A 24,716-nucleotide genomic window follows, 5' to 3' on the forward strand; every position below is an offset into this window, starting at 1 on the left:
TCGAACACCCGGGCCCGGTGTGTCGAACGTTCAGGACCCCCGGGTTCTACGCCCGGGTCAGGCCGGGACGGGGGTGTTGGTGGTGGTCGCGGTGGTCGGGCGCGGGCCGGAGAGCAGCGGCGGCTCGCTCGGGGCGTTGAGCACCTCGTCGTCCAGCAGGCCCTCGCCGCGGGCCACCAGGACCGGGACGGTGATCTGGCCGGTCACGTTCGTGGCCGTGCGGACCATGTCCAGGATCGGGTCGATCGCGTAGACCACGGCGACACCGGTGGCGATGACCTCCGGCGGCATGTTCACCGCGCCCAGGGTCAGCGTCAGCATGGTGAACCAGCCGGTCGTGCCCGCGGTGGCCAGCGCGCCGAAGACCGCGACCGCGACGATCGCCACGTACTGCCACACGCCCAGCTGCACGCCGAACAGGTTCGCGATGAACACCGTGGCGACGGCCGGGTACACGGCCGCGCAACCGTCCATCTTCGTGGTCGTGCCCAGCGGCACGGCGAACGACGCGTAGTCGTTGTCCACGCCGAGGTTGGCGGCGGTCTGCCTGCTCAGCGGCAGCGTCGCGCCCGACGACCGGGACACGAACGCGAACTGGATCGCGGTCCACGCCTTGGCGAAGAACGTCACCGGCGACACCCGGCCGACGAACCGCAGCAGCAGCGGGTACACCACGAACAGCACCAGCAGCGACCCGCCGTACACCGCCGCGATCAGCGAGAACAGCGGCCGCACGAACGAGTTGCCGTAGGTCGCGAACGCCGTGCCGATCAGGCCGAACACGCCGATCGGGGCCAGCAGCACGACCCAGCCGACGATCTTCTGGATCAGGTCGAACGCCGAGCGGGTCAGCGTGACGAACGGGGCGGCCTTCTCGCCGAGCGCGTACGCGGCGAAGCCGACCAGCACCGAGATGAACACGACCTGCAGCACCTCGCCCTCGGTGAAGGCGCTGAACAGGTTGGACGGGATCAGGGTGTCCAGCAGGGTGCTCCAGGAACCCTGGTCGCGCGCGGCGAGCTTCTCCACCGCCGCCTGCGACGGCTGGACCTGCACGCCGGAGCCCGGCTTGAAGACCAACCCGATCGCCAGGCCGATGAGCACGGCGATCAGGGACGTGGTGGCGAACCACAGCAGCGTCTTCCCGCCCAGCCGCGCCGCGCGGTTCGTGCCGAGGCGGCGCAGGCTCGTGATGCCCACCACGATCGCGGTGAACACCAGGGGGATGACGGTGAACTGCAGCAGGCTGGTGAAGACGTCGCCGATGTGGCCCAGCGCGGTGGTGAGCCACTCCTGGTCGGCGGCCTTGGCGACGTACCCGGCCAGGGCGCCCAGGACGAGGGCGGCCAGGACGGTGATGCCGAACACCTTCGGCTTCGTATAACTGCGGACGAACGACACGACTGCTCCGGTTGGGTGCGCAGGGGAGGGCGACGGGGGCGGCGTCAGCCGCGACAGCCCGCGCTCGTCCTGCGCCCGTAGTCGATGTGACGCCGGCGCGTCAGCAGTTCACCCACGGTTCCCCCAACGCGAGAGCCCTTCGCAGAGCTTCCCGGATCAGGGGAAATGTGACAACGGCTACCAGATGTCGGACACCGCGACACCCACCTGGCGCACCAGCCGGCGGGTGAGCGGCAGGCTGATGCCGATGACGCTGGACGGGTCGCCGTCGATGCCGTCCACGAACCAGCCGCCCAGCCCGTCGAGCGTGAACGCCCCGGCGACGTGCAGCGGCTCGCCCGTGGCGAGGTACGCCTCCAGCTCGTCGTCGGTCGGCCGGCCGAACCGCACCAGGGTCGCCTCGTGCCCGATCGCGCGCGCCACCTCGCGCCCGCTGTCGATCTTCAGCACGGCGTGCCCGGTGAGCAGGGTGCCGGTGGTGCCCGCCATCTTCTTCCAGCGCTCCCGCGCGACCTCGACGGTGCCGGGCTTGCCGTGCACCTCGCCGTCGGCGGTGCGCAGCATCGAGTCGCAGCCGACGACCACCGCGTCGCCGTCCTCGTCCCGGGCGATCGCCTCGGCCTTCGCCGTCGCCAGGGCCGTGACCAGCTCGGCCGGCGTGGGGTCGGTCAGGGAGGCGGCCAGCGCGTCCTCGTCGACGCCGGACACCCGCACGACGGGCTCGACGCCGGCGGCACGCAGCACGGCGAGGCGGGCGGGGGACTGGGAGGCGAGGACGAAGCGCACGGCGTGCAGCCTAGGGCGGGCCGCCGGTGCGGTGCGGGCGCGGTGCGTAGAACTACCGATGCGCGCCGTGGGGGCGTTCGGCAACCTCGTGATGTGCAGCGAGTGGCTCTGGTGGTCCGCCGGGCCGACCGCGGTCGAGGCCGGTACCGGTGGCTCCTGGTGGTGCCGGCCGCCCTCGTCCTGGCCCTGGCGGCCCGGGTCGTGTCCACCGACCCGGTCGGCTACGGGGTGGCGTTCTGGCCGTTCGCCGACGGCGGCGACCGCGCGGAGCTGCGGGCGGTGGACCGGGTGACGTCGATCGCGCGGGTGTCGCGGCCCGCCGCCGTGCCGTCGGCGGTCGCCGCCGAGGGCGTCGAGGTGCTGGCCTCGCGGGTCGGGGCCGACGACGTGTGGCTGCGGGTCCGGTTGCGCGTGCCGGACGGCACGCGGTGCCGCGAGGTGACCGTGCTCGGCGACGGCGTGCAGGTCAACTCGCGGCGCGTGGACTGCTAGCGGGCAGCACGGGGACCGCCGCCGGCGCACCGGCGGCGGTTCGGCGGGTCCGCGCGGCTCAGCCCGGGAGGGCGGAGGCGCGCCACGCGCCGGGGCCGTGCGGCAGCGGTCGCCGCACCTGCCTCGACTTGTCCGACCACGCCGTGCGGCGCGGCTGCCCGGCCGGGGGACCGCCGGCCGAGGCGAGGCCGGCCACGACCGCCGCCACGGCGGCCAGCTCCACGTCGTCCGGGTTCCCGCGCACCACCCGGAGGTGCGGCCCCGCGCTCACAGCGGGATGTTCCCGTGCTTCTTGGGCGGCAGCGCCTCGCGCTTGTCGCGCAGCACCGCCAGCGCCCTGGCGACGTGCGATCGCGTGAAAGAGGGAGGGATCACACCATCAACATAACCGCGTTCGGCGGCCACGTAAGGGTTGCAGAGGGTGTCTTCGTACTCTTGCTGCAAACGGGCCCGAAGCGCGTCCACGTCCTCGCCCGAAGCGACGGCGTTCGCCAGCGCCTTGCGGTGCACGATGTTCGCCGCGCCCTGCGCGCCCATGACCGCGATCTGCGCCGTCGGCCACGCCAGGTTGATGTCCGCGCCCAGGTGCTTGGACCCCATCACGTCGTACGCGCCGCCGTAGGCCTTGCGGGTGATCACGGTGACCAGCGGCACGGTCGCCTCGGCGTAGGCGTAGATCAGCTTCGCGCCGCGCCGGATGATGCCGTTCCACTCCTGGTCGGTGCCGGGCAGGAAGCCGGGCACGTCCACGAACGTCAGCACCGGGATGTTGAACGCGTCGCAGGTGCGCACGAACCGCGCGGCCTTCTCCGAGGCGTCGATGTCCAGGCAGCCCGCGAACTGGGTCGGCTGGTTGGCCACGACGCCGACCGAGTGGCCGTCGACCCGGCCGAAGCCGATCAGGATGTTCGGCGCGAACAGCGGCTGGACCTCCAGGAACTCGCCCTCGTCCAGCACGCGGGTGATGACCTCGTGCATGTCGTAGGGCTGGTTCGCGGAGTCCGGGATCAGGGTGTCCAGCTCGCGGTCGGAGTCGGTGACCGAGTCCTCGATCGAGCCGTGCACCACGTCGTCGGGCGCGTCGAAGACGGGCGGCTCGGACATGTTGTTGGCGGGCAGGTAGGACAGCAGCTCCTTGACGTAGGAGATGGCGTCCTCCTCGTTGTCGCCGAGGTAGTGCGCGTTGCCGGACTTGGTGTTGTGCGTGCGACCGCCGCCCAGCTCCTCGAAGCCGACGTCCTCGCCCGTGACGGTCTTGATCACGTCCGGGCCGGTGATGAACATGTGCGAGGTCTGGTCGACCATCACCACGAAGTCGGTCAGCGCGGGCGAGTAGACGTGGCCGCCCGCGTTCGCGCCCATGATCAGCGAGATCTGCGGCACGACGCCGGACGCGGCCACGTTGCGGCGGAAGATCTCGCCGTAGAGGCCGAGCGAGACGACGCCCTCCTGGATGCGCGCGCCGCCGCCCTCGTTGATGCCGATGATCGGCCGGCCGGTCTTGATCGCCAGGTCCATGACCTTGACGATCTTCTCGCCGTACACCTCGCCGAGCGAACCGCCGAACACGGTGACGTCCTGGCTGAACACGCACACCGGGCGGCCGTCGACGGTGCCGTAGCCGGTCACCACGCCGTCGCCGTAGGGCCGGTTGCGCTCCTGCCCGAAGTTGGTCGAGCGGTGCCGCGCCAGCTCGTCCAGCTCGACGAACGAGCCGGGGTCGAGCAGCAGGTCGATGCGCTCGCGGGCGGTCTTCTTGCCCTTGGCGTGCTGCTTCTCCACCATGCGCGCCGAGCCGGCGTGCACGGCCTCCTCGTTGCGCCGGTGCAGGTCGGCCAGCTTCCCGGCCGTGGTGTGGACGTCCGGCTCCTCGCCGATGGGGGCGGTCGCACTGCTCATAGCGCGGCAGCTTAACCAGACCGCCCGGACCCGGCCGGGGGTAGTAGCCCAGGTCACTGGCGGGCGTGTTGACCTCCAGCGCGGTGGAGGTTGCAGGCTTGGCGCGGCGACCCGCCCCACCACCCACACCGCTCCGACACAGCGGGTGGGACGGGTCGCTTCTACCCTTCCACCGTGACCCTGGATGCCGCCGCCCTCCGCTCCGCGCTCACCGGCCGGTACGCGACCGTCGACGTCGTGCCCGAGACCGGGTCGACGAACGCCGACCTGCGCGGCGCGGCGGTCCGCGGCGCGCACGACCGGACCGCGCTGCTCGCCGAGCGGCAGACCGCGGGCCAGGGGCGGCGCGGCCGGGGCTGGACCTCGCCCACCGGCGGCGTGTACCTGAGCGTGCTGTTCCGCCCGACGGGCGTGGCGCCCGCGCGGCTGCCGTGGTTGACGCTGCTCGCCGGCGTGGCGCTGGTCCGCACGGCGCGCGAGTTCGGCGTCGAGGCCACCCTCAAGTGGCCGAACGACCTGCTGGTCGGCGACGCCAAGGCCGCCGGCGTGCTGGCCGAGATCGCGCCCGGCTCGGGGCAGGCCGTCGTCGTCGGGATCGGGCTCAACGTGGCGAAGCTGCCCGACGACGTGGAGCCCGGCGCGGGCGGCCTGGTGCCGACGAGCCTGGAGGACCACGCGGGCCCGCTGGACCGCACCCGGGTCGCGATCGCGCTGCTGCGCGAGCTGGCGGCGCTGGAGGAGCGGTGGCGGCGGTCCGGCGGCGACGAGCCGGCGTTGCGCGAGGAGTACCGCCGGCACTGCGTCACGCTCGGCCGGCCGGTCCGGGTGGAGCTGGCCGGGGGCGGGGCGCTGCTGGGCACCGCGCACGACCTCGGCGTCGACGGAACCCTGGTGGTGCGCGACGAGTCGGGGGACGAGCACTCCGTTTCCGCCGGGGACGTGGTGCACCTGCGGGTACGGTGAGGCTTGCCGCTCCAGGCGAGCCCAGCCACCGAAGGGACCGGTCGTGGCGTACCCGGACGACCTGCTCAGCACCGGCGAGCACGTCGTGATCCACCAGCACCCGCACTGGAAGACGCTGGTCGGCCCGGTGCTCGCGCTGGTCGTCGTGGTCGGTGGTGGCGCGTACCTCGCCGTGCAGGTGGCGGACCTGGGGTGGGCAACGGTCGCCTGGGCCGTGCTGGCCGCGCTCGTCGTGGTGCTGCTGGCCTGGTTGACGGTCGCGCCGCTGCTCCGCTGGCGCACCACGCACTTCATCGTCACCAGCGAGCGCGTGATGTACCGGATCGGCGTGTTCCGCCGCACCGGCCTGGACATCCCGCTGCGGCGCGTCAACAGCGTCCGCTTCGAGCACGGCCCGCTGGACCGGGTGCTCGGCTGCGGCACGCTGATCATCGAGTCGGCGTCGGACGAGCCGTTGGAGTTCGACGACATCGGGCAGGTGGAGAAGGTGCACTCGGCGCTGTACCGGGAGATCGACGACGACGCCGACGGCCACCGGACGGAGGACAGGGTCACAGATGGGCGCGCGTGAAGTCGGCCTGCCGGACGTGGTGGGCGCGAGCGGTCTGCCGGACCGCGTGACGATCTGGGAGGTCGGGCCGCGGGACGGGTTGCAGAACGAGTCCGAGGTCGTGCCGGTCGGCACGAAGCTCGAGTTCCTGGACCGGCTGGCCGACGCGGGCGGCACGGTGCTGGAGGCGACGAGCTTCGTCCACCCGAAGTGGGTGCCGCAGCTGGCCGACGCGGAGGAGCTGCTGGCCGGGCTGGTCAAGCGGCCCGGGGTGAGCTACCCCGTGCTGGTGCCCAACGAGCGCGGGCTGGAACGGGCGCTGCGGGCCGGCGTCGAGCACGTGGCGATCTTCGCCAGTGCCACGGAGACGTTCGCCCGGCGCAACCTCAACCGGGGCCTGGACGAGCAGTTCGCCATGTTCGAGCCGGTCGTGTCGCGCGCCAAGGCCGAGGGGCTGGCGGTGCGCGGGTACGTCTCGATGTGCTTCGGCGACCCGTGGGAGGGCGCCGTGCCGCGCGAGCAGGTCGTCGGCGTCGGGAAGCGGTTGCTGGACCTGGGCTGCGACCAGCTCTCGCTCGGCGACACGATCGGCGTGGCCACGCCGGGGCAGGTGACCGCGCTGCTGGCCGGGTTCGACGGCGTGGACCGGCTCGCGGTGCACTTCCACGACACCTACGGGCAGGCGCTGGCGAACACGCTGGCCGCGATGCGGGCGGGCGTGCGCACGATCGACTCGTCGGCGGGCGGGCTGGGCGGCTGCCCGTACGCCGAGTCCGCGACCGGGAACCTCGCCACCGAGGACCTGGTGTGGATGCTGGACGGGCTCGGCGTGGAGCACGGCGTCGACCTGGACAAGCTCGCCGACACCAGCGCGTGGATGGCGCGGCGGCTGGGCAGGCCGAGCCCGTCGCGGGTGGTCCGGGCGCTGCGGGGGTAGCGCGGTGGGGGTGCGCGGCGTTCCCGGGGAGCCGCCGAAGCCGCGGTCCGCGCGGTGATCGAGCGGCACCCCGGCGTGCTGGTGTGGCGGTTGCCCCGGCCGGTGGTGGCGATCTCCTCCGGCCCGCACGGCGGCGGGCTCGGCGTGCGGCACTGGGCGTTGAACGCGACCGTGCCGAAGGACTACGCGCGGCCCGACCCGGACGCGCACGTCGCCGAGATCGCCGCCGGCCTCGGGCTGCGCGGGCCGGGAACGGGTCTGCTGACGGCGGTGGACGTGCGGGACGTGGTGCGCGAGACCGACGGCGGCGTGCGGTCCTGGGTGACGACCGGCATCGGCGCGCACCCGACGTGGGCCGCCGGGCCGTCGTCCGGTGATCTGCCGGCCGCCGCCGGGCCGCCCGGCGTCGGCACGATCAACGCGGTCTGCGTGCTGCCCGTGCGGTTGGCGGACGCGGCCCTGGTGAACGCGGTCGCCACGGTCGCGGAGGCCAAGGCGCAGGCGCTGGGCGAGGCGGGCGTGCCGGGGACGGGCACGGTGACCGACGCGGTCGTCCTGCTGTGCCCGGTGGACGGCCCGGTCGAGCCCTACGGCGGGCCGAGGTCCCCGATCGGGTCCGCGTTGGCCCGGACGGTCCACCGCGCCGTCCACACCGGGATTTCCCTCGAACGGACGGGAACCCGGGTCGGGGTCGTAACGTCCAACGCGCGACCGACGACCATGCCCGGCGACGGCGAAACCCGGAGGTGGCCGTGACGACCGAGCACCGCGCCCAGGTGGACGAGCTGCTCGCCGACTACCGGCGCAGCCGCGACCAGCTGGCTTCCGTGCAGCGCGACCTGGCCCGGATCACCGGGTCGGCCACGAGCCCCGACGGCTCGGTGACCGCCGTGGTCGACGCCAGGGGCGCGCTCACCGACCTGGAGCTGGACGACCGCGCGTACCGGCTGCGGCCCGCGCAGCTCGCCCAGCTGATCCTCGGCACGACCCGGGAGGCGGTGGCCCGGGCCGCCGAGGGCGCGTACCGGGCGCTGAGCCCCGTGCTGCCGGCCGGCACCGATCCCGAGGCGTTGTTGCGCGGCACGGCCGACCTGCGGCCCGAGGAGATCCGGCCGCCCGCCCGCCGCCCGGTCGTCGTGGACGACGAGGACTTCGAACAGCGCGACTGGCTCGACGCCGACGCCGCCACCGCGCTGAACCCCGGTGCGCCGAACCCCGGTGCGCTGAACCCCGGTGCGCCGAACCCGGGTGCGCGGAACCCGAGTGCGAGGAGAACGAGATGACCGGCTTCCGGACCGACCTCGCCCGGCTCGCCGAGGGCGCGGACGACTTCGGCGCGTTCGCCGAGCGCGCCGGGAAGATCGCGGCCGAGCTGACCGGCACGCTCGACTCGCTGGGCGAGTGCTGGGGCGCGGACGCGATCGGGCAGAGCTTCGCGGCGGGCCACGTGCGGCCGTCCGGCGAGGTGCTGAGCGGGTTGACGGGGCTGGGCGCGGGCTTCGGCGGCGTCGGGGAGCGCTTCGCCGAGACGGCCCGCACCTACCGCGAGGTCGAAGAGGGCAACCGCAACGCGCTCGGCGCGATCTGACTCAGGGGGCCGTGATGGGGATCGAGCTGCCGGCCGAGCTGGCCGACGTCGCCGCCAAGGCGGGCGTGTCGTGGCCGCAGGCGGACGAGGACAAGTTGCGCGCCTCGGCCACCGCGTGGCGTGACGCGGGCGCGAAGCTGTCGAGGCTGGCGGGGGAGTCCGACGGGTCCGCGGGCAAGGCGCTGGCCGCCATGTCCGGGGCGGCCGGCGACGCGGCCCGCGGCCACTGGAACCGGTTCACCGCGCCGGACGGGACGCTGAACTCCGTGGTGCGCGGCTGCCACGCGGCGGCCGACCGGTTGGACCACGCGGCGCAGCAGGTCGGCGCGGCGAAGGTCGAGCTGGTGCGCGAGCTGGTGAACCTGGCGAAGAACACCGACGCCGCCCACCAGGCCGCCAACGCCGGGCACCCGACGGCCCTGCTGGGGCTGGAGACGGCGCTGCGGGGCACGGCGGCCAACGTCACGCACCTGACCGACACGTTGGCCAGTGCCGTGCGGCTGGACAGCGGGGTGCAGGTCGGCGGCCACCTGCCGGTCGACGCCAACCCCGGCGTGCACGGGCCCGGCGACGCGGGCCACGGCCACGGTGCGGGTCAGCAGCACGGCGGCGGGCACCCGGGCGGCGACCCGGCGGGCGGTCAGCACGGCGGTGGGCACGGGGGCGGTCGCGGCACCGGCCTGCTCGACGGCCTGCTGCCCGGAGGCTCCCAGGGCCACGGCTCGACCGGCCACGGGCCCGGTGTCCAGGCACCCGCCGTCGACGGACCCCAGCCCGCCGGTTCCGAGGGGCGAGGCGGCGGTGCTCACGGGCCCGGTGGCTCTCACGGGCCCAGCGGTGCTCACGGGCCCGGTGGTGGTCAGGCACCCGGTCTGGTCGGCGGCCTGCTGGGTGGCGTGACCGACACGGTGAACGCGGTGGTCACGCCCGTCGTGGACGCGGTCGGCTCCGTCGCGCCCCCGGTCGCCGCCGTGGTGGAACCGGTGCTGGACAAGGCGGGCGACGTGACCGGGGCCGTCGGCGGTGCGGTGGACGGCGCGGTCGGCCGGCCGAACCACGGTCCCGTCGACCACGGCGGACCGAACCACGCGGGTCCGGGCGACAACGGTCCGGGCAATAGCGGACCGGGCAGCACCGGGCCGGGCTACGCCGGACCGGGCCACGCGGGTCCTGGCCACGCCGGTCCCGGTCAGGGCTCGGCGCCCGGCCTCGGCAACGCGGTGGGCAACCTGGTCGGCAACGTGGTGAACCCGGTCGTCGACACCGCGGCCCACGTCGTGGACACCGCGGGCAGCCGCGCCGAGGGCACGGTGAACCAGTCGTCCGCGACGGTCCTGGACCGCCCGGTGCTGCCGCACGCCGAAGCGCCCCACGCGACGGCCCAGCCGGTGGCCCCGGCCGCGAACCAGGCCGTGCCGCAGGGTCCGGCGTTCACCGGCCCGTCCGTCGGCGGCGCGCCCACCGCGGCGGCACCGGCCGCCGTCCCGCAGACCCCGGCCGCGACCGCCGCCCCCACCGGTCCGGCGCCGACGACCCAGGCACCGACCACCCAGGCGCCGGCCGCGCAGACCCCGGGCCAGCAGTCCGGCCAGCAGGCCGCGTCGAAGACCGAGGCGCGGGCCGCCCAACCCGGCCAGACGCAGCCCGGCCAGACGCAGCCCGGCCAGGGCCAGTCGACGCAGGGCCAGTCGGGCCAGGGCCAGAACCAGGGCCAGAACCAGGGCGCCCAGGGCAAGGGCGAGGCCCCGGCGAAGGCCGAGGCGCAGCCCAAGGGTGAGACCAAGACCGACCTCAAGACCGACCACGGGGACGTCCGGCAGGACCTGAAGGACGCCCTGGCCGCCGTCGAACGGCAGGCGCAGGACGGCGACCTCGCCTTCGCGATCATCCCCGTCCCGGTCGGCGGGCGCGACACCCTCGCACCGCCCCTCCCGGCCGGCGGCACGTCGGCGGTCCTGCCGACCGAGCCCGACGGCACCCCGGCCGGACCGCCGGTGCCCGCCGCGCGCACCGCGCGGCCGACCACCGAAGCGGCGGCGGCGTTCCTGCTGCACATGTTCCCCGGCGGCACGCTCCCGCCGCCCGCCGCGAAGCCCGCCCGCCAGTTGCCGCCGCCGTCGGAGGACGAGGCGTTCGCCGCCGGCCTGCGCTTCGAGCCGCAGGGCCACCCGGAGGGGCACCTGGTCGACGCCTCCGCCCGGCTCGGCCTCGACCTGCGCGTCGGCGGCCAGGACGCGGTGCGGTCGCGGCTGTCCGGCGCGGGACCCACCGCCGCCGAGCCGACCGGCGCGGACCCGGCTCCCGCCGTCAACCGCCCGCGACTGGTCCTCGGCCCCGGCACCGAGCCGGACCCGGCCGTGCTGGCCGGCTACGACCCGCTGGCGGGCCTGCACGAGCGCGACTGGGACCGCCGCTTCCTGGTCCGCGCCGACCCGCCCGAGTACGCCTGGCCGCCCGGTGAGCTGTTCCCCGAGGGCGGTTACGAGGCGGGCCAACCGGGCGTGCTCGCCGTCGGCGTGGAGCTGGACCGGTTCGGCGGGCCGGAGGGCCGGGTGCTGTCCCAGCTCGGCACCCCGTACGCCGAGCGCTCGCTGCCGCCCGCCCTGGTGGGCGCGGGCTACCACCGCTACCGGGTCGCCAAGGTGCTGCCGGTGTGGTTCACCCTGTCCGCGGAGTGGTTCGGCCAGCCCGGCGGCGGCGCGCGGTTCCGCACCACCTACCCGGTCGCCGACCTGGTCGCGCTGGGCTACCTGGAGGAGATGGCGTGAACGCGGAGTCGATCCAGGGGTGGTTGCTGGCCGTGGGCGTGCCCGCGGAGGTCGTGTCGATCGGCGCGGAGGCCGACAACACGTGGTGCCTGCTGCCGACCGGGGAGGGGTTCGAGGTCTTCTGGCGCGAGCAGGGCAACCGGTACGACTGGGCCGCGTTCACCAGCGAGGACGTCGCCTGCCACTACCTGTTCGGCCGGTTGGTGTGGGCGCAGGTCGTGCGCGGCGCGGTCGGCGTGCTGCCTCGCGCCGCCGAACCGGAGGCCGCGCCTACCGAGGCGTGAGGTCGGTCCGCCACGGCACGCCGACCACGTCCTCGGCCTTCGGCACGGGCAGGAACAGCGCGAACGTCGCCGGCCGGGCGGTGGACAGCTCCAGCCGCCCGCCGTCGGCGTCGACCAGGGCCCGCGCGAGCGCCAGCCCCACGCCGGTCGACCCGCCGCCGGACACCCCGCGCTCGAAGATGTGGTGGGCCAGCTCGTCCGGCACGCCCGCGCCGCCGTCGGCGACCTCCACCACGACCGTGGCGTCGTCCCGGCGCGCGGAGACGACGACCAGGCCCTCGCCGTGCCGCAGGGCGTTGTCCAGCAGCACGCCGATCGCCTCGCGCAGCCGGGCGGGCGTGGCGCGCGCCATCAGCCCTTCGGGCACCCGCACGCGCAGGCTGCGCCCGACGAGCCGCAGCGGTTCCCGCCACTCCTCGGCGATGGCGGTCAACTCCGAGCGGAGGTCGAGCGGTTCCGCGCCCACCGCGCGGGCGGCCCGCGCCGCGGCCAGCATCTCGTTGAGCACCTCGGCGAGCCGCTCGGCCTGCTCCAGCGCGGCCCGCGCCTCGACCGCCATGTCCGGCTCCGGGTGCAGCGACAACGCCTCCAGCCGCAGCTGCAACGCCGTCAACCTGCTGCGGAGCTGGTGCGACACGTCGCCGACCAGCTCCCGTTCCCGCTGCACGAGTTCCGCCAGCGCGCCCGCCGAGCGGTCCAGCGCCTCGGCCACGAGGTCCAGCTCCGGCACGCCGTGCCGCCGCCCGTCGCGCCGGAAGTCGCCCGCGCCGAGCCGGGCGGCCCTCGCCGCCACGTGCCGCAGGGGCGCGGCGAGCCGGCGCGCGGTCACCGTGGCGACCACCGTGCCGGTGCTGACCGACAGCACGACCAGCAGCACCACCAGCGCCGCGACCTGGTACTGCGAGGTGCGCATCGGCGCGGACGACAGCTCCAGCCGCACGGTGCCCTGCTGCGCGATCGGCACCTCCACCGCGAGCGGGTCGGGGCCGGGCGTGCGGCCGAACTCGTGCACCGCGCCGCCCCAGGTCACCAGCAGGTGGCCGCCCTCCGGCACGCCGACCTCGACCGGCTTCAGGTCGACCGCCCGGCCGCCCGCGATCTGGTCGTCGATGGACGCGGCGATCCGCTGCGCCCGCGCGGCCAGGTCGGTGCGCGCGCCGTCCTCCACGAGCCGCAGCGCCGTGTAGCCCAGCGGGAGTCCCAGGGCGAACCCGGTGACCGCGACGGCCAGCAGGATCGCCCGCAGGATCCGGGTGCGCATCAGTCCGCGGTGTTGAAGCGGAAGCCGACACCGCGGACGGTCGCGATGCGGCGCTCGACCGAGCGCACGTCACCGAGCTTGCGGCGCAGCCACGACATGTGCATGTCCAGGGTCTTGCTGCTCTTCAGCTCCGGGTCGTTCCAGACCTCGGAGAGGATCTCGTCGCGGTGCACCACCTGGCCCGCCCGCTGGATCAGCACGCGCAGCAGCTCGAACTCCTTGTTCGCGAGCTGGACCTCCAGCCCGTCCACGGTGACGCGGCGGGCGGCGAGGTCCATGCGGACGCCGTTGACCTCCAGCGTGCCGGGCGCGCGGCGGCGCAGCAGGGCGCGGATGCGGGCCATCAGCTCGGCGAGCCGGAACGGCTTGGCCACGTAGTCGTCCGCGCCCGCGTCGAGGCCCACGACGAAGTCCACCTCGTCGGACCGGGCCGTGAGCATCAGCACCGGCAGCCCGCGGCCGGACCCGCGCAGCCTGCGGCACACCTCCAGCCCGTCCATCCCGGGCAAGCCGAGGTCCAGCACGAGCAGGTCGACGCCGTTGTGCTCGGCGGCGGCCAACGCGCTCGGACCGTCGGTGACGACCTGCACCTGGTACCCCTCCCGCTGTAACGCGCGGGACAGCGGTTCGGCGATCGCCGGGTCGTCCTCGGCCAACAAGACCACGCTCACAGCACCCAGCGTAGGCGTGGCACGATCCAGCGCGTGTCCGACCTTCGTGCAGACCTGTCCCTCGCCCTCCGCCTCGCGGACGAGGCCGACGAGATCACCACGGCCCGGTTCCGCGCCCGCGACCTGGTGGTGGAGCGCAAGCCCGACCGCACGCCGGTCACCGACGCCGACGTGGCCGTGGAGGACGCGATCCGCGCGGTGCTCGCCGCCGAGGCGCCCGGCGACCAGGTCGTGGGCGAGGAGCGCGGCGGCACGGCGGGCGGCGGGCGGGCGTGGGTGGTCGACCCGATCGACGGCACCAAGAACTTCCTGCGGGGTGTACCCGTGTGGGCGACCCTCATCGCGCTGGTCGTGGACGGCACGCCGGTGGTCGGGGTGGTGAGCGCTCCCGCGCTGGGCCGCCGCTGGTGGGCCTCGGCGGGTGGCGGCGCGCACACCTCGGACGCTTCGGGGCAGCGGCCGATCTCCGTGTCGGCGGTGGGCGACCTGGCGGACGCCTACCTGTCCACCACGCACCTGGGCACGTGGGTCGAGCACCACTCGCGGGAGGCGTACCTCGCGCTGGTCGACGCGTGCTGGGAGAACCGGGCGTTCGGCGACTTCTGGCAGCACTGCCTGGTCGCGGAGGGCGCGATCGACGTGGCCGCGGAGCCGATCGTGAACCCGTGGGACGTCGCGCCGTTCCAGGTGCTGGTGACCGAGGCGGGCGGCCGGTTCAGCGACCTCGGCGGCGTCGAGCGCTTCGACGGCGGCACCGTGCTGTCGAGCAACGGGCGCCTGCACGACGCGGCGCTGGACGTCCTCGCATCGGGTCAGGCGCGGTCGGCGGCCTCGCCGTCGGGCCGGTCGTAGGCCCGGGTGACGCGGCGCGGTCGGAAGTCGGCCTCGGGGAACACCCACTTCTTGTAGCCCCACCAGCGGAACGCCATGGCGATCAGCGTGCCGATGACCTGGGCGCTGACGAAGTCGGAGATCTCCTCGCCGAGCCTGCTCACGTGCGGCTCCTGCAGGTGCAGCAGGTAGCGCGACACCCACAGCGGCAGCGAGTTCAGCGCGATGCCGATGCCGTTGACCAGGAAGAACAGGGCGGCTTCGTGGTGGCGCTCGCGGCCGCCCCTGGTCTTGAACGACCACTCGCGGTTGAGCACGTACGACACGATGGTCGCCACGAGCGTCGCCACGATCTTCGCGGTGACCGGCTTCTCGTTGAGGATGGTCGACTTGAGGCCGAAGAAGATGGCCGTGTCGATCACGAAGCAGGTACCGCCGACCGCCGCGAACTTCAGCAGCTCGCGGTGCTTGAGGGCCAGCGAGCGCAGCGGCTCGGGCAGGCGCAGGACGACGCTCTCGACAACGGACACCCCGGCAGTGTACGGAAGACCGGGGTGAAAGCCCTGTTCAGGCGACTTCGCGCTGCTCCCGGACCACGCGCAGCGGCCGGACGTCCGGGCGGGCGTCGGCCTGGGGGAACACGAACTTGCGCATCGCCCAATACTTGAACCCGGTGGCCAGGAGCATCCCGATCACCGAGCCGGAGGCGAAGTCGGCGAACTCCGAGTGCAGGTCGAACACGTGCCGCGAGACGTACAGCGGCGCGAGGTTCACCCCGATGCCCATGCCGCTGACCACGAAGAACAGGGCCGCCTCGTGGTGCCGCTCACGCCCGCCCCTGGTGTGGAAGGACCACTCGCGGCTGAGCACGTAGGACGAGATGACCGCCACCAGCACGGCGATGGCCTTCGCGGTGACCACCTTGTCCTGGAGCACGGTGAGCTTGAGCGCGTACCAGACGCCGTTGTCGACGACGAACGTCGTGCCGCCGACGACGGCGAAGCGGATCAGCTCGCGGTGCTTGTTGATCAGGAACCGGACCGGTTCCGGCAGGAGGCCGAAGACCCTGCGCACGAGTGGCAGCACCGGGGCAGGTTACCGAGTCTGTGATCGTTCGATCACGGAGGGGTGTCGCAACGGCCGGGCAGCAGGTCGTCCAGGATCGGCGGCAGCCACGGCACCGGTCGGCACGGTTCGCGGCGCGGTGGCGGCGGCGTGGTGGTGGTCGGCGCGGTCGTCGGCGCGGGCTGCCCGGTCGGCGGAGGCCCGGCGGGCCGCTCGGTCGTGGTCGACCCGGTGTCCGGGGTGGTCGGTTCGGTGGTCGATCCGGTGGTGGGCCCGGTGGTGGGCGTGGGCGGCCGGGTCGTGGTCGTCGGCGGGGACGTGGTGGTGGGTGGCGCGGTCGTGGTCCCGGTCGGCGGGGCGACCGGTGGCGCCGGCTCGTGCGGGTCGCCGCCGCCGGGGCGGTTCGAGATCGGCACCTCGACGCTCCTGGACGCCGTGCCGAGCGTCGCCGAGACGCGGACCACGCCGTCGTGGTGGTGGTGGCCGACCGCCCAGACCGAGAGCCGGAAGGACCGGCCGCGCTCCAGCGGCACCTGGCAGACGACCCGGTGCCAGGACCGCTCGCAGCCCGACCACAGCGCCACCAGGACGACCCGGTCGTCGGACTCCACGACCAGCCGCAGGTCGCCGCCGCGACCGCCGGTGTTGGTGGCCGTGATGTCGAGCCTGGGGTCCCAGAAGCCGTGCTGCCACTTGTCGACCACCAGGTCGAGGGCGTCGCGCGCCGGCCGCACCTCGACGTCGACCCCGATCACCACGCTCAGCGACGCGCCCGCCTGGACCGTGCCGGCGATCCGGCCGGTCGTCGCGCCCTCGTCGGCCCGCACCCGGAACACGAACGTCACCGCGGCGCCGGGTGCGAGGCCCCCGGGCGCGGGGCAGGTCACCGTGCCGGTGCCCGCGGGGCAGGTCACCGCCTGGTCGGCCGCGCCGTCGAGGCGGACCGGCCGGCTGCCGGTGAGGGACTCGGCGGGACCGACGGACCGCACGCCGGGCGGCAGGTCCAGCGCGGCGCTCACCGGCTCCGACCCCGTCTGCCCGGAGTTGGTGACGGTGATCGGCAGGTCGACCGGCTCGTCGCCGGAGGTCAGGAAGAACCCGCTGGGCACGACGGGCACCAGGTTGGGCGGCGACGGCTCCGGCTCCGGCTCGGGTGCCGGACCCGGGGCGGGCGCGGGCTCGGTGGCGGGCGGCGGCTGCTCGGACGTGGGCGCGGGTTCGGGCGCCACCGGCGGTGCTGTCGGCGGCACCGTCTGGGGTGCTGTCTGGGGCGCTGTCTGGGGTGCTGTCTGCGACGGCGCGACCGGTGGCACGACGGGCGGCGGTGCCTGCGTGGGCCGCACCGGTTGCGAGGTGGCCGGCGGGGCGGTCTGCGCGGCGGGCACCTGCTGCTCCGAGCCCGAGGCCAGGCCGATCACCACGGCGACCACCAGGGCGGCGGCGGAGGCCGCGCCGACCAGGAACTGGCGCGGTGCGGACGCGGCGGCGCCGGCGGCGCCACCCGTGCCGGCCGCGGCGGCGACCGCGGCGGCCTTGGCCGTGCCCGCGCCGGCGGCGGCCAGGTAGCCCGACGCGCCGACGCCGAGGACGAGCGGGGCGATGATCCCGCGCAGCGCGCCGTTGACGTCGGCCAGCTCGGCGGCCAGCGCCCGGCAGTTCACGCACTCGTCGAGGTGCGCCTCGACCTGGGTGGTCTCGCGCTTGGAGAGCCCGCCCCGCGTCCACGCGCCGAGCCGGTCCGCGGTGGCGCGGCACCGCTCGGCCTGCGTCTCGGCCAGGTGCGCCTGCAGGTACGCCTGCTTGAGGCCCTCCCGGGCGCGGTAGGCCAGCGCGGACACCCCGTTGGCGGTCAGGCCGAGCAGCGGCGCGACCTCGGCGGGCGTCTGGCCCTCAACCTCGGTGTGCCACAGCACGGTCTGCCAGCGCTCGGGCAGCCGGGCGAACGCCCTGGCCGCCAGCGACCGCTCCAGCCCGGCCACGGCCGTGTCGGCGAACGGCACGCTGGTCGCCTCGGGCGCGACCTCGGCCACGTCGTCGGCCAGCTCGACCTTGCGGTCGCGCCGGGTCTTGTCGTACGCGGTGTGGCGCAGCGCGGTGAGCAGGTAGGCCCGGAACGCCGAGTCGGGCCCGCGACCCGCCCGCAGCGCGTCGAGGACCTTCGCGAAGGCGTCGGCGACCAGGTCGTCGGCCTCGGCGGACGACCTGGCGAGCTGACGGGCCAGGTTGTGCGCGGCGGCCACGTGGCGCTCGTAGAGCTGCCCGTAGGCGTCGATGTCCCCGCCGCGCACGGAGTCGATCAGCTCCGCGTCGCTCGGTCCCCGGACTTCCGCAGGAACGGTCGCCACGTGTTCTTCCCTCCTCGCGCGGCGCCAGTGTGACGCACCAGGTAGCGCACCGTCACGCGGAACCCCCTGACCGGGTTCGCGGAATGCCGTCATGGATGAAGCCGGGCAACGTCTCATCAGCGGAACCGACATCGAGGAGGCATCCGGGTGGGTGTTCGGGGAACGGTCACACGGCGCTTCGGCGCCGACGGGTCGCGGGCGCTGCGGTCGCGGTGGCGCACGACCACCATGGCGGCGGGCTGGGCGTTCCCGGCGGACTGGCCGTTGGCCGAGGTGGACGAGGTGTGCCGGGCCGTGCTGGAGGAGCGCGACCCGAGCGCGGAGCTGCACCGGCTGGGCGCGGCCCGCGCCGAGGCGGGCGCCGGGCTGGCCGAGACGTTGCTCGACCTGGCGGCCCTGCACGCGGTGCTCGCGGAGCCCGCGGGGGCGACCGGGGTCGTCTCGCCGTGCGTGGACGCGACCCCGTCGCGGATGCTGCGGTCGACGGCGCTGGGCTGGGGCGACGTGATGAGCAGCCGGGCCGCGGACTGCGCCGCCGAGGACCCGCTGACCGGCCTGGCCACGCCCGCCTACCTGCGCACGAGGTTGCGCGAGGTGTACGCCGAGGCACGGGCCGCCGGTCGCCAGGACCACGTGCTGGTGCTCGTGGCGCTCGACCTGAGCCGCACGTCGGGGTGGTCGCGCGTGGTGGCGATGACCCTGCTGGCCGGCGCGCTCAAGGAGGTGTTCGACGGCGGCGAGACGGTCGCCGCGCTCGGGTCGTCGGTGGCCTGCGTGCTGCTGCGCCGCGACCGGCACCTGGCGCGGGCGTTGACCAACCTGCGGGTGCTGACCGCGGACCGGCTGGCCGTCGACCCGCACGTCGCGCCGACCGGCCCGGTCCGGGTCCGGCTGGAGGAGCTGCCGCCGACGTGCGAGGACGCCGTGGCGATGGTCGCCGGGCTCGGCCGCTAGACCGCGGGCGCCGACCCCTGTCCGGCGTCCGACAACCGAAGATCCCTTCCCCCAAGAGGAGCCCGGCGCCTGCCTCCCCAGCGCGCCGGGCTCCTCGCCGTCCGGCCCGGCGATTGACAGGGGAGCGGTGTGATGGTCTTCTACTGTCTTAGTTGAGTAGAACAATCCGGAGGATCGGGTGGAGTTCCGCATCGACCGGTCCAGCGGCCTGCCCGCCTACCTCCAGCTCGTGCGCCAGGTGCGGGAGGCGCTGCGCCTGGGCTGGCTGGGGCCGGGAGACCGGCTGCCGACCGTCCGCGACGTCGTCGCGAGGAGTGGTGTGAACGCGAACACGGTGCTCAAGGCATATCGGGAGCTGGAGCTGTCCGGCCTGGTCGAGGCCCGCCAGGGCTCGGGCACGTTCGTCAAGGCCGGTCTCGGCTCGACCGACCCGGGGGTGATGGCGGTGCTCCGGGTGCGGCTGGTCGAGTGGGTCCGCGAGGCGCGCGCGGCCGGGTTGGACGCCGAGGACCTGGACGCCCTGGTGCGGTCGGTCCTCGACGCGGACGGGGACCAGGCGACGGACGGGGAGGGGGTGGCGGTCCGGTGAGCACCTCGGTCGAGCCGGTCGCCGCGACAGCGGTGCGGGCACGGGGGCTGGGCAAGCGCTACGGGAGCAGGTGGGCGCTGCGCGACTGCGCGTTCGACCTGCCCGCCGGCCGGGTGGCGGCGCTGGTCGGCGCGAACGGCGCGGGCAAGACGACGTTGCTGACGGTCCTGGCCGGGCTCCTCGACGCCGACGAGGGGTCGGCGGGCGCGGTGGGCCGGGTGGCGTTCGTGTCGCAGGAGAAGCCGGTCTACCGGCACTTCACCGCGCGCGACGTGCTCCGCCTGGGCGCGCGGCTCAACGTCGTGTGGGACGGGGACCGGGCCCGCCGCTGGCTGGAGCGCTTCGAGGTCCCGCTGGACCAGGCGTGCGGCAGGCTCTCCGGCGGTCGGCAGGCGCAGGTGGCGTTCGCCCTGGCCCTCGGTTCGCGGCCGGACGTGCTCCTGCTGGACGAGCCGCTGGCCAACCTCGACCCGCTGGCCCGCCGGGAGGTGACCGCCGAGCTGCTCGGCGAGGTCGCCGCCACGGGCATGACCGTGGTGCTGTCCACGCACGTGGTGGCCGAGCTGTCCGGGGTGGCCGATCACCTGCTGCTGCTCGCGCACGGGCGGCTGCTGGCCGGCGGCGACCTGGACGACCTGCTCGGCAGGCACGTCACCTACACCGGTCCGCGCTCGGACGTGCCGCCCGCGCTGGGCGGGGTCGTCGAGGCGCGGCACAGCGACAACCAGTCGACGTTCCTGGTCGAGCTGCCCGAGGGCAGGCCCCGGCCGGTGGTCGCCGGACCGTGGGTCGAGCGCCCGCCGACGTTGGAGGACTACGTGCTCGCACAGCTCGGAGCGACCCGGAACGAGGCGGGCGCGTGACCGCGGGGACCGGCGTCCCGGCCGGGCGCACCCGGGTCGGCTGGGGCGACCTCGCCTGGCTGACCTGGCGGCAGCACCGGTGGACGGTCGCGGGCACGGCGGCCGTCGTGCTCGTGGCCGCCGCGACGGCGCTCGGCATGGCGTGGCACGTCGACGCCACCGGCGGGACCCACGAGCTGTTCGGCCGGTTCGGCTACGAGGGCGTGAGCCAGGTGCTGGCGGTCCTGCCGGCGGCCTTCGGCCTGGTCGTCGCCGTGTTCTGGGCGGCGCCGCTGCTGGCGCGCGAGTACGAGCAGCGCACGCACCTGGTGGTGTGGAGCCAGGACGTCACCGCCTCCCGCTGGCTGGCCGCCAAGGTCGTGCTGCTCGGCGTGACCGCCTCGGCGCTCGCCGCCGGCCTCGGCCTCGCGCTGGGCCGGCTGATGGACGGCATCAACTCCCTGCACCGCGAGTACGCGCTGTTCCACCCGTTCGGCCACGCGGCCTTCGAGGCGGCGCCGCACGTGCAGGTCGGGTACGCGGCGTTCGGCTTCGCGCTCGGCCTGGCGTTCGGCGCCACCACCCGCCGCACGGTGCTGTCGATGGGGCTCACCCTGGTCGCCTACGTCGTGACCAGGGTCGCGGTGGCGGCGTTCTGGCGGCCGTACTTCCGGTCGCCGCTGCGCGAGGTGCAGTCGTACGCGGACTACTCCGGCTCCTACGACGGCCGCGTGGGCACGCGATGGACGGTGGACGGCGGGTATCTCGACGCGTCGGGCACCGAGATCGGGTTCCCGCGGGCGTGCGCCGACATCGACGGCAGCGCCGCCTACGACAAGTGCATGACCGACCAGGGCGTCCGGTTCTTCACCGAGTACCACCCGGTCGACCGGGTGGCGGCGTTCCGGTTGTTCGAGTTCGCGGTCTTCGCCGCGCTCACCGCGGGGTTGCTCGTGCTCGCCTTCACGCGGGTGCGCCGGGCCCGTCGCGCCTGAGCCGGGCCGGCCGGGTCCGGGGCACCGCGTTTGTGCAGGTAGGATCACCGAACCGTGGACTCCCGAACCCGTCTCCCCGTCGTCGGCATGATCGGTGGCGGCCAGCTGGCCCGCATGACGCACCAGGCCGCCATCCCGCTCGGCCAGTCGCTGCGGGTGCTCGCCGAGTCGGACTCCGACCCGGCGGCGCTGGTCGCGCGCGACGTCGAGCTGGGCAGGCACACCGACCTGGACGCCCTGCGCGCGTTCGCCAAGTCCTGCGACGTCGTCACGTTCGACCACGAGCACGTGCCGCAGGAGCACCTGCACGCGCTGGTGGCGGAGGGCGTGAAGGTGTTCCCCGGGCCCGACGCCCTGGTGCACGCGCAGGACAAGCTGGTGATGCGGCAGCGGCTGGCGGAGCTGGGCGCGCCCGTGCCGCCGTTCGCCGCCGTCGAGGACGCGTCCGACGTGCTGCGGTTCGGCGCGGACCACGGCTGGCCGTGCGTGCTGAAGGCGGTGCGCGGCGGGTACGACGGCCGGGGCGTGTGGATGCTGAACACGCCGCAGAGCGCGCAGCGGGTCGTGCCGGAGCTGCTGGCCGCCGGCACGCCGCTGATGGTCGAGCAGTGCGTGCCGATGCGCCGGGAGCTGGCCGCGCTGGTCGCGCGCTCCCCGTTCGGCCAGGGCGCGGCGTGGCCGCTGGTGCAGACCGTGCAGCGGGAGGGGATCTGCGTCGAGGTGCTCGCGCCCGCCCCGGACGGGCCCGCCGAGCAGGCGCAGGAGCTGGCCCTGCACATCGCCGCCGAGCTGGGTGTGGTCGGGCTGCTGGCGGTCGAGCTGTTCGAGACCGAGGACGGGCTGGTCGTCAACGAACTGGCCATGCGCCCGCACAACTCCGGCCACTGGACCATCGAGGGCTCGCTGACCTCGCAGTTCGAGCAGCACCTGCGCGCCGTGCTGGACTACCCGCTCGGCGCGACGGACCTCGTCGCGCCCGCCGTCGTCATGGCGAACGTCCTGGGCGCGTCCGCGCCGCCCGAGATGGGGCCGGACGAGCGGCTGCACCACCTGTTCGCCCGGTTCCCCGACGCGCGCGTGCACCTGTACGGCAAGGCGGAGCGGCCGGGGCGCAAGATCGGCCACGTGACGCTGCTCGGTGAGCGGATGGAGGAGGTGCGGCGGCGGGCGGGGCTCGCGGCGCACTGGCTGTCCGACGGCGTGTGGCTGGACGGTTACGACATCCACGGGGGGCAGCGGTGACGCACGTCGGCGTGATCATGGGCAGCGACTCGGACTGGCCGGTGATGAAGGCCGCGGCCGAGGCGCTGGCCGAGTTCGACGTCCCCTACGAGGTGGGCGTGTACTCGGCGCACCGCACGCCCCAGCGGATGCTGGACTACGCCGCCTCGGCCGCGTCGCGGGGGCTGCGGGTGATCATCGCGGGCGCGGGCGGCGCCGCCCACCTGCCGGGAATGGTGGCGTCGGCGACGGCGCTGCCGGTCATCGGCGTGCCCGTGCCGCTGAAGTACCTCGACGGCATGGACTCGTTGCTGTCGATCGTGCAGATGCCGGCGGGCGTGCCGGTGGCGACGGTGTCCGTCGGCGGCGCGCGCAACGCCGGCCTGCTGGCCGTGCGGGTGCTGGCGGCGTCCGACCCGGCGCTGCGCGAGCGGATGGAGGCGTTCCAGGCGTCGCTCGAGGAGCTGGTGCTGGAGAAGGACGCGGCACTGCGGGCTGTTGCGGACGGCACAGCGGCGAACTGAGTGAACGCGCGCTAACATCCGGGTAGTACGCCCTACCGGGAGGTAACTCAACGTGGACCCGAGCTTCGGTACCTACCAGCTCGCCGAAGAGCACGAGGCGCTGCGCGAGGCGGTCCGGTCGCTGGCCGACAAGGAGGTCGCACCGCACGCGGCGGACGTCGACGAGCGCGAGCGCTTCCCGGTCGAGGCGTTGAACGCGCTGGTCAAGTCGGGTTTCGCGGCCGTGCACGTGCCGGAGGAGTACGACGGCCAGGGCGCCGACTCGGTGGCCACGTGCATCGTGATCGAGGAGGTGGCGCGCGTGTGCGCGTCGTCGTCCCTGATCCCGGCGGTGAACAAGCTGGGCACGATGCCGATCCTGCTGTCGGCGTCGGAGGAGCTGAAGCGGCAGGTGCTGCCGTCCGTCGCGTCGGGCGAGGCGATGGCCTCCTACGCGCTGTCCGAGCGCGAGGCGGGCTCCGACACGGCGTCGATGCGGACGCGGGCCAGGCTCGACGGCGACCACTGGGTGCTCAACGGCACGAAGTGCTGGATCACCAACGCCGGCGAGTCGACGTGGTACACGGTCATGGCGGTGACGGACCCGGACGCGCCGAAGAAGTCGCAGGGCATCTCGGCCTTCGTCGTGCACAAGGACGACCCGGGCTTCGTCGTCGGGTCGAAGGAGCGCAAGCTCGGCATCAAGGGCTCGCCCACCCGCGAGATCCACTTCGAGAACTGCACCATCCCGGCGGACCGCGTCATCGGCGAGCCGGGCACCGGCCTGAAGACGGCGCTGCGCACCCTCGACCACACCCGCCCGACCATCGGCGCGCAGGCCGTGGGCATCGCGCAGGGCGCGCTGGAAGCCGCCGTCGCCTACGTCAAGGACCGCAAGCAGTTCGGCAAGGCGATCGCCGAGTTCCAGGGCGTGCAGTTCATGCTGGCCGACATGGCGATGAAGATCGAGGCCGCCCGGCACATGGTCTACGTGGCCGCCGCGAAGGCCGAGCGGGGCGAGCCGAACATCGGCTTCATCACCGCGGCGGCCAAGTGCTTCGCGTCGGACGTCGCGATGGAGGTCACGACGAACGCCGTGCAGCTGTTCGGCGGCGCCGGCTACACGCGCGACTTCCCGGTGGAGCGCATGATGCGCGACGCCAAGATCACCCAGATCTACGAGGGCACGAACCAGATCCAGCGCGTGGTCATGTCGCGCGCCCTGCTCAACGGCTGATCTTCCGACCCTCCCGTGCCGCGGCCCGGGGATGTCCGGTCCTCCCGACCGGGGGTCCCCGGGCTCCCGCCTCCTGCGGGGACCCGCACCCGTCACCGCCGGCGGCGCCGCCCCACCCCTATGGTCGAGTGTGCCGCGCGTCGGTCGCCCCTGGCGTTGCGTCCCGGTCCGGCGGACCGGACCACCCACCGACGAGGGGAGCAGGGCTCATGAGCAACGTCCGGAAGGCCGTCGTCGCGCTCGCCGCCGGTGTCGGGATCGTCGCGTCCGGCGGGGTGGCCGTCGCCGCGCCCACCGCGACCGGCGGCATCGGCATCCAGTGCACCCGCCAGTACGTCGTGGTCAGCAACGCCACGCTGCGCAACAGCCCCGGTGGTTCGGTGGTCGCGTACTCGTTCACCGGCGACAAGTTCAACGTGCCGAGCCCGTCCGGCGTCTGGTACGAGGGCAACCTCTACGACCAGCACAGCACCTACATCGGTCACGGCTACCTGCTCGCCTCGGCGTTGGCCTACACCGGCACGTGCTTCTGAC

At 74.5% G+C, this 24,716-nt stretch carries 27 protein-coding genes; 18 read left to right on the forward strand and 9 right to left on the reverse strand.

The window, feature by feature from the left end; all coding sequences use genetic code 11:
• Positions 1-57: 57 nt before the first annotated feature.
• Both ACIGNX_RS09435 and ACIGNX_RS09440 read right to left on the reverse strand, forming a co-directional pair.
• Complete coding sequence (locus ACIGNX_RS09435; RefSeq protein WP_396538035.1) at positions 58-1,401, reverse strand: dicarboxylate/amino acid:cation symporter; 1,344 nt, start codon at positions 1,399-1,401, stop codon at positions 58-60.
• A 177-nt stretch (positions 1,402-1,578) separates the two neighbouring features.
• Positions 1,579-2,187, reverse strand: coding sequence for a Maf family protein (locus ACIGNX_RS09440; protein WP_396538037.1), 609 nt, complete (start codon positions 2,185-2,187; stop codon positions 1,579-1,581).
• A 93-nt stretch (positions 2,188-2,280) separates the two neighbouring features.
• Here ACIGNX_RS09440 and ACIGNX_RS09445 point away from each other — a divergent pair, with 93 nt between their 5' ends.
• Positions 2,281-2,679, forward strand: coding sequence for a hypothetical protein (locus tag ACIGNX_RS09445; RefSeq protein WP_396538038.1), 399 nt, complete (start codon positions 2,281-2,283; stop codon positions 2,677-2,679).
• A 58-nt stretch (positions 2,680-2,737) separates the two neighbouring features.
• Here ACIGNX_RS09445 and ACIGNX_RS09450 read toward each other — a convergent pair whose 3' ends face one another.
• Together ACIGNX_RS09450 and ACIGNX_RS09455 are read right to left on the reverse strand one after the other, a co-directional pair.
• Positions 2,738-2,950, reverse strand: a complete 213-nt coding sequence (locus tag ACIGNX_RS09450; RefSeq protein ID WP_396538040.1) for an acyl-CoA carboxylase subunit epsilon — start codon at positions 2,948-2,950, stop codon at positions 2,738-2,740.
• Positions 2,947-4,578 carry an acyl-CoA carboxylase subunit beta gene (locus tag ACIGNX_RS09455; RefSeq protein ID WP_396538042.1) on the reverse strand — a complete coding sequence of 544 codons (1,632 nt, stop codon included), beginning with the start codon at positions 4,576-4,578 and terminating at the stop codon, positions 2,947-2,949. The genes ACIGNX_RS09450 and ACIGNX_RS09455 overlap by 4 nt, the downstream gene beginning before the upstream one ends.
• A gap of 174 nt (positions 4,579-4,752) precedes the next feature.
• Here ACIGNX_RS09455 and ACIGNX_RS09460 point away from each other — a divergent pair, with 174 nt between their 5' ends.
• From ACIGNX_RS09460 to ACIGNX_RS09495, 8 genes are read left to right on the forward strand one after another with little or no spacing between them, the layout of a single operon-like run.
• On the forward strand, positions 4,753-5,541 hold the full coding sequence (locus ACIGNX_RS09460) for a biotin--[acetyl-CoA-carboxylase] ligase (protein WP_396538044.1): 789 nt from the start codon (positions 4,753-4,755) through the stop codon (positions 5,539-5,541).
• Positions 5,542-5,584: 43 nt separating this feature from the next.
• Positions 5,585-6,112, forward strand: coding sequence for a PH domain-containing protein (locus tag ACIGNX_RS09465; protein ID WP_396538046.1), 528 nt, complete (start codon positions 5,585-5,587; stop codon positions 6,110-6,112).
• On the forward strand, positions 6,099-7,028 hold the full coding sequence (locus ACIGNX_RS09470) for a hydroxymethylglutaryl-CoA lyase (protein WP_396538048.1): 930 nt from the start codon (positions 6,099-6,101) through the stop codon (positions 7,026-7,028). The genes ACIGNX_RS09465 and ACIGNX_RS09470 overlap by 14 nt, the downstream gene beginning before the upstream one ends.
• A gap of 54 nt (positions 7,029-7,082) precedes the next feature.
• Entirely contained in the window at positions 7,083-7,784 is a 702-nt protein-coding gene (locus ACIGNX_RS09475; protein WP_396538050.1) for an adenosylcobinamide amidohydrolase, read from the forward strand.
• Positions 7,781-8,311 (forward strand): YbaB/EbfC family nucleoid-associated protein, encoded by a 531-nt coding sequence (locus ACIGNX_RS09480; protein ID WP_396538052.1) that lies wholly within the window; start codon positions 7,781-7,783, stop codon positions 8,309-8,311. The genes ACIGNX_RS09475 and ACIGNX_RS09480 overlap by 4 nt, the downstream gene beginning before the upstream one ends.
• Complete coding sequence (locus ACIGNX_RS09485) at positions 8,308-8,616, forward strand: hypothetical protein (RefSeq protein WP_396538054.1); 309 nt, start codon at positions 8,308-8,310, stop codon at positions 8,614-8,616. The genes ACIGNX_RS09480 and ACIGNX_RS09485 overlap by 4 nt, the downstream gene beginning before the upstream one ends.
• A gap of 14 nt (positions 8,617-8,630) precedes the next feature.
• Complete coding sequence (locus ACIGNX_RS09490; RefSeq protein ID WP_396538056.1) at positions 8,631-11,384, forward strand: glycohydrolase toxin TNT-related protein; 2,754 nt, start codon at positions 8,631-8,633, stop codon at positions 11,382-11,384.
• Positions 11,381-11,668: a hypothetical protein gene (locus tag ACIGNX_RS09495; protein ID WP_396538058.1), complete on the forward strand. Its 288-nt coding sequence runs from the start codon at positions 11,381-11,383 to the stop codon at positions 11,666-11,668. Before ACIGNX_RS09490 ends, ACIGNX_RS09495 begins: the two co-directional genes overlap by 4 nt.
• Here ACIGNX_RS09495 and ACIGNX_RS09500 read toward each other — a convergent pair.
• Entirely contained in the window at positions 11,655-12,929 is a 1,275-nt protein-coding gene (locus ACIGNX_RS09500; protein WP_396538060.1) for an ATP-binding protein, read from the reverse strand. The genes ACIGNX_RS09495 and ACIGNX_RS09500 overlap by 14 nt on opposite strands.
• Positions 12,929-13,600, reverse strand: coding sequence for a response regulator transcription factor (locus ACIGNX_RS09505; RefSeq protein WP_396538062.1), 672 nt, complete (start codon positions 13,598-13,600; stop codon positions 12,929-12,931). Before ACIGNX_RS09505 ends, ACIGNX_RS09500 begins: the two co-directional genes overlap by 1 nt.
• Positions 13,601-13,633: 33 nt before the next feature.
• On the opposite strand from ACIGNX_RS09505, the gene hisN reads away from it, so the two are divergent.
• Entirely contained in the window at positions 13,634-14,452 is an 819-nt protein-coding gene (hisN, locus tag ACIGNX_RS09510) for a histidinol-phosphatase (protein ID WP_396538064.1), read from the forward strand.
• Here the strand turns inward: hisN and ACIGNX_RS09515 are convergent.
• From ACIGNX_RS09515 to ACIGNX_RS09525, 3 genes are read right to left on the reverse strand one after another with little or no spacing between them, the layout of a single operon-like run.
• Positions 14,413-14,961, reverse strand: a complete 549-nt coding sequence (locus tag ACIGNX_RS09515) for a GtrA family protein (protein WP_396538066.1) — start codon at positions 14,959-14,961, stop codon at positions 14,413-14,415. The two genes, hisN and ACIGNX_RS09515, sit on opposite strands and share 40 nt — an antisense overlap.
• Positions 14,962-14,998: 37 nt before the next feature.
• Positions 14,999-15,514, reverse strand: a complete 516-nt coding sequence (locus ACIGNX_RS09520) for a GtrA family protein (RefSeq protein ID WP_396538206.1) — start codon at positions 15,512-15,514, stop codon at positions 14,999-15,001.
• A gap of 35 nt (positions 15,515-15,549) precedes the next feature.
• The gene (locus tag ACIGNX_RS09525) at positions 15,550-17,841 is read right to left on the reverse strand and encodes a sigma-70 family RNA polymerase sigma factor (protein WP_396538068.1); all 2,292 of its coding nucleotides are present in this window, start codon (positions 17,839-17,841) and stop codon (positions 15,550-15,552) included.
• Between the two features lie 147 nt (positions 17,842-17,988).
• On the opposite strand from ACIGNX_RS09525, the gene ACIGNX_RS09530 reads away from it, so the two are divergent.
• From ACIGNX_RS09530 to ACIGNX_RS09565, 8 genes are all read left to right on the forward strand, one after another.
• Positions 17,989-18,795 carry a GGDEF domain-containing protein gene (locus ACIGNX_RS09530; protein ID WP_396538070.1) on the forward strand — a complete coding sequence of 269 codons (807 nt, stop codon included), beginning with the start codon at positions 17,989-17,991 and terminating at the stop codon, positions 18,793-18,795.
• Between the two features lie 178 nt (positions 18,796-18,973).
• Positions 18,974-19,384 carry a GntR family transcriptional regulator gene (locus ACIGNX_RS09535; RefSeq protein WP_396538072.1) on the forward strand — a complete coding sequence of 137 codons (411 nt, stop codon included), beginning with the start codon at positions 18,974-18,976 and terminating at the stop codon, positions 19,382-19,384.
• Positions 19,381-20,247 (forward strand): ATP-binding cassette domain-containing protein, encoded by an 867-nt coding sequence (locus ACIGNX_RS09540; RefSeq protein ID WP_396538074.1) that lies wholly within the window; start codon positions 19,381-19,383, stop codon positions 20,245-20,247. The genes ACIGNX_RS09535 and ACIGNX_RS09540 overlap by 4 nt, the downstream gene beginning before the upstream one ends.
• A complete protein-coding gene (locus ACIGNX_RS09545) occupies positions 20,244-21,221 on the forward strand; it encodes a hypothetical protein (protein ID WP_396538076.1) in 978 nt (325 codons plus the stop codon). The genes ACIGNX_RS09540 and ACIGNX_RS09545 overlap by 4 nt, the downstream gene beginning before the upstream one ends.
• A 54-nt stretch (positions 21,222-21,275) precedes the next feature.
• Positions 21,276-22,463, forward strand: coding sequence for a 5-(carboxyamino)imidazole ribonucleotide synthase (locus ACIGNX_RS09550; RefSeq protein ID WP_396538078.1), 1,188 nt, complete (start codon positions 21,276-21,278; stop codon positions 22,461-22,463).
• Positions 22,460-22,966 (forward strand): 5-(carboxyamino)imidazole ribonucleotide mutase, encoded by a 507-nt coding sequence (purE, locus tag ACIGNX_RS09555; protein ID WP_396538080.1) that lies wholly within the window; start codon positions 22,460-22,462, stop codon positions 22,964-22,966. The genes ACIGNX_RS09550 and purE overlap by 4 nt, the downstream gene beginning before the upstream one ends.
• 52 nt (positions 22,967-23,018) lie before the next feature.
• Positions 23,019-24,182, forward strand: a complete 1,164-nt coding sequence (locus ACIGNX_RS09560; RefSeq protein WP_396538082.1) for an acyl-CoA dehydrogenase — start codon at positions 23,019-23,021, stop codon at positions 24,180-24,182.
• A 209-nt stretch (positions 24,183-24,391) separates the two neighbouring features.
• Positions 24,392-24,715 carry a hypothetical protein gene (locus ACIGNX_RS09565; RefSeq protein ID WP_396538084.1) on the forward strand — a complete coding sequence of 108 codons (324 nt, stop codon included), beginning with the start codon at positions 24,392-24,394 and terminating at the stop codon, positions 24,713-24,715.
• Position 24,716 lies beyond the last annotated feature (1 nt).

This window comes from Actinosynnema sp. NPDC053489, assembly GCF_044544865.1.
GTDB lineage: Bacteria > Actinomycetota > Actinomycetes > Mycobacteriales > Pseudonocardiaceae > Actinosynnema.

Coding starts and splice junctions, on each gene's coding strand:
- ACIGNX_RS09485 (WP_396538054.1), top strand. CDS start 8,308: ATGACCGGCTTCCGGACCGACCTCGCCCGGCTCGCCGAGGGCGCGGAC.
- ACIGNX_RS09455 (WP_396538042.1), bottom strand. CDS start 4,578: ATGAGCAGTGCGACCGCCCCCATCGGCGAGGAGCCGGACGTCCACACC.
- ACIGNX_RS09565 (WP_396538084.1), top strand. CDS start 24,392: ATGAGCAACGTCCGGAAGGCCGTCGTCGCGCTCGCCGCCGGTGTCGGG.
- ACIGNX_RS09470 (WP_396538048.1), top strand. CDS start 6,099: ATGGGCGCGCGTGAAGTCGGCCTGCCGGACGTGGTGGGCGCGAGCGGT.
- ACIGNX_RS09490 (WP_396538056.1), top strand. CDS start 8,631: ATGGGGATCGAGCTGCCGGCCGAGCTGGCCGACGTCGCCGCCAAGGCG.
- ACIGNX_RS09500 (WP_396538060.1), bottom strand. CDS start 12,929: ATGCGCACCCGGATCCTGCGGGCGATCCTGCTGGCCGTCGCGGTCACC.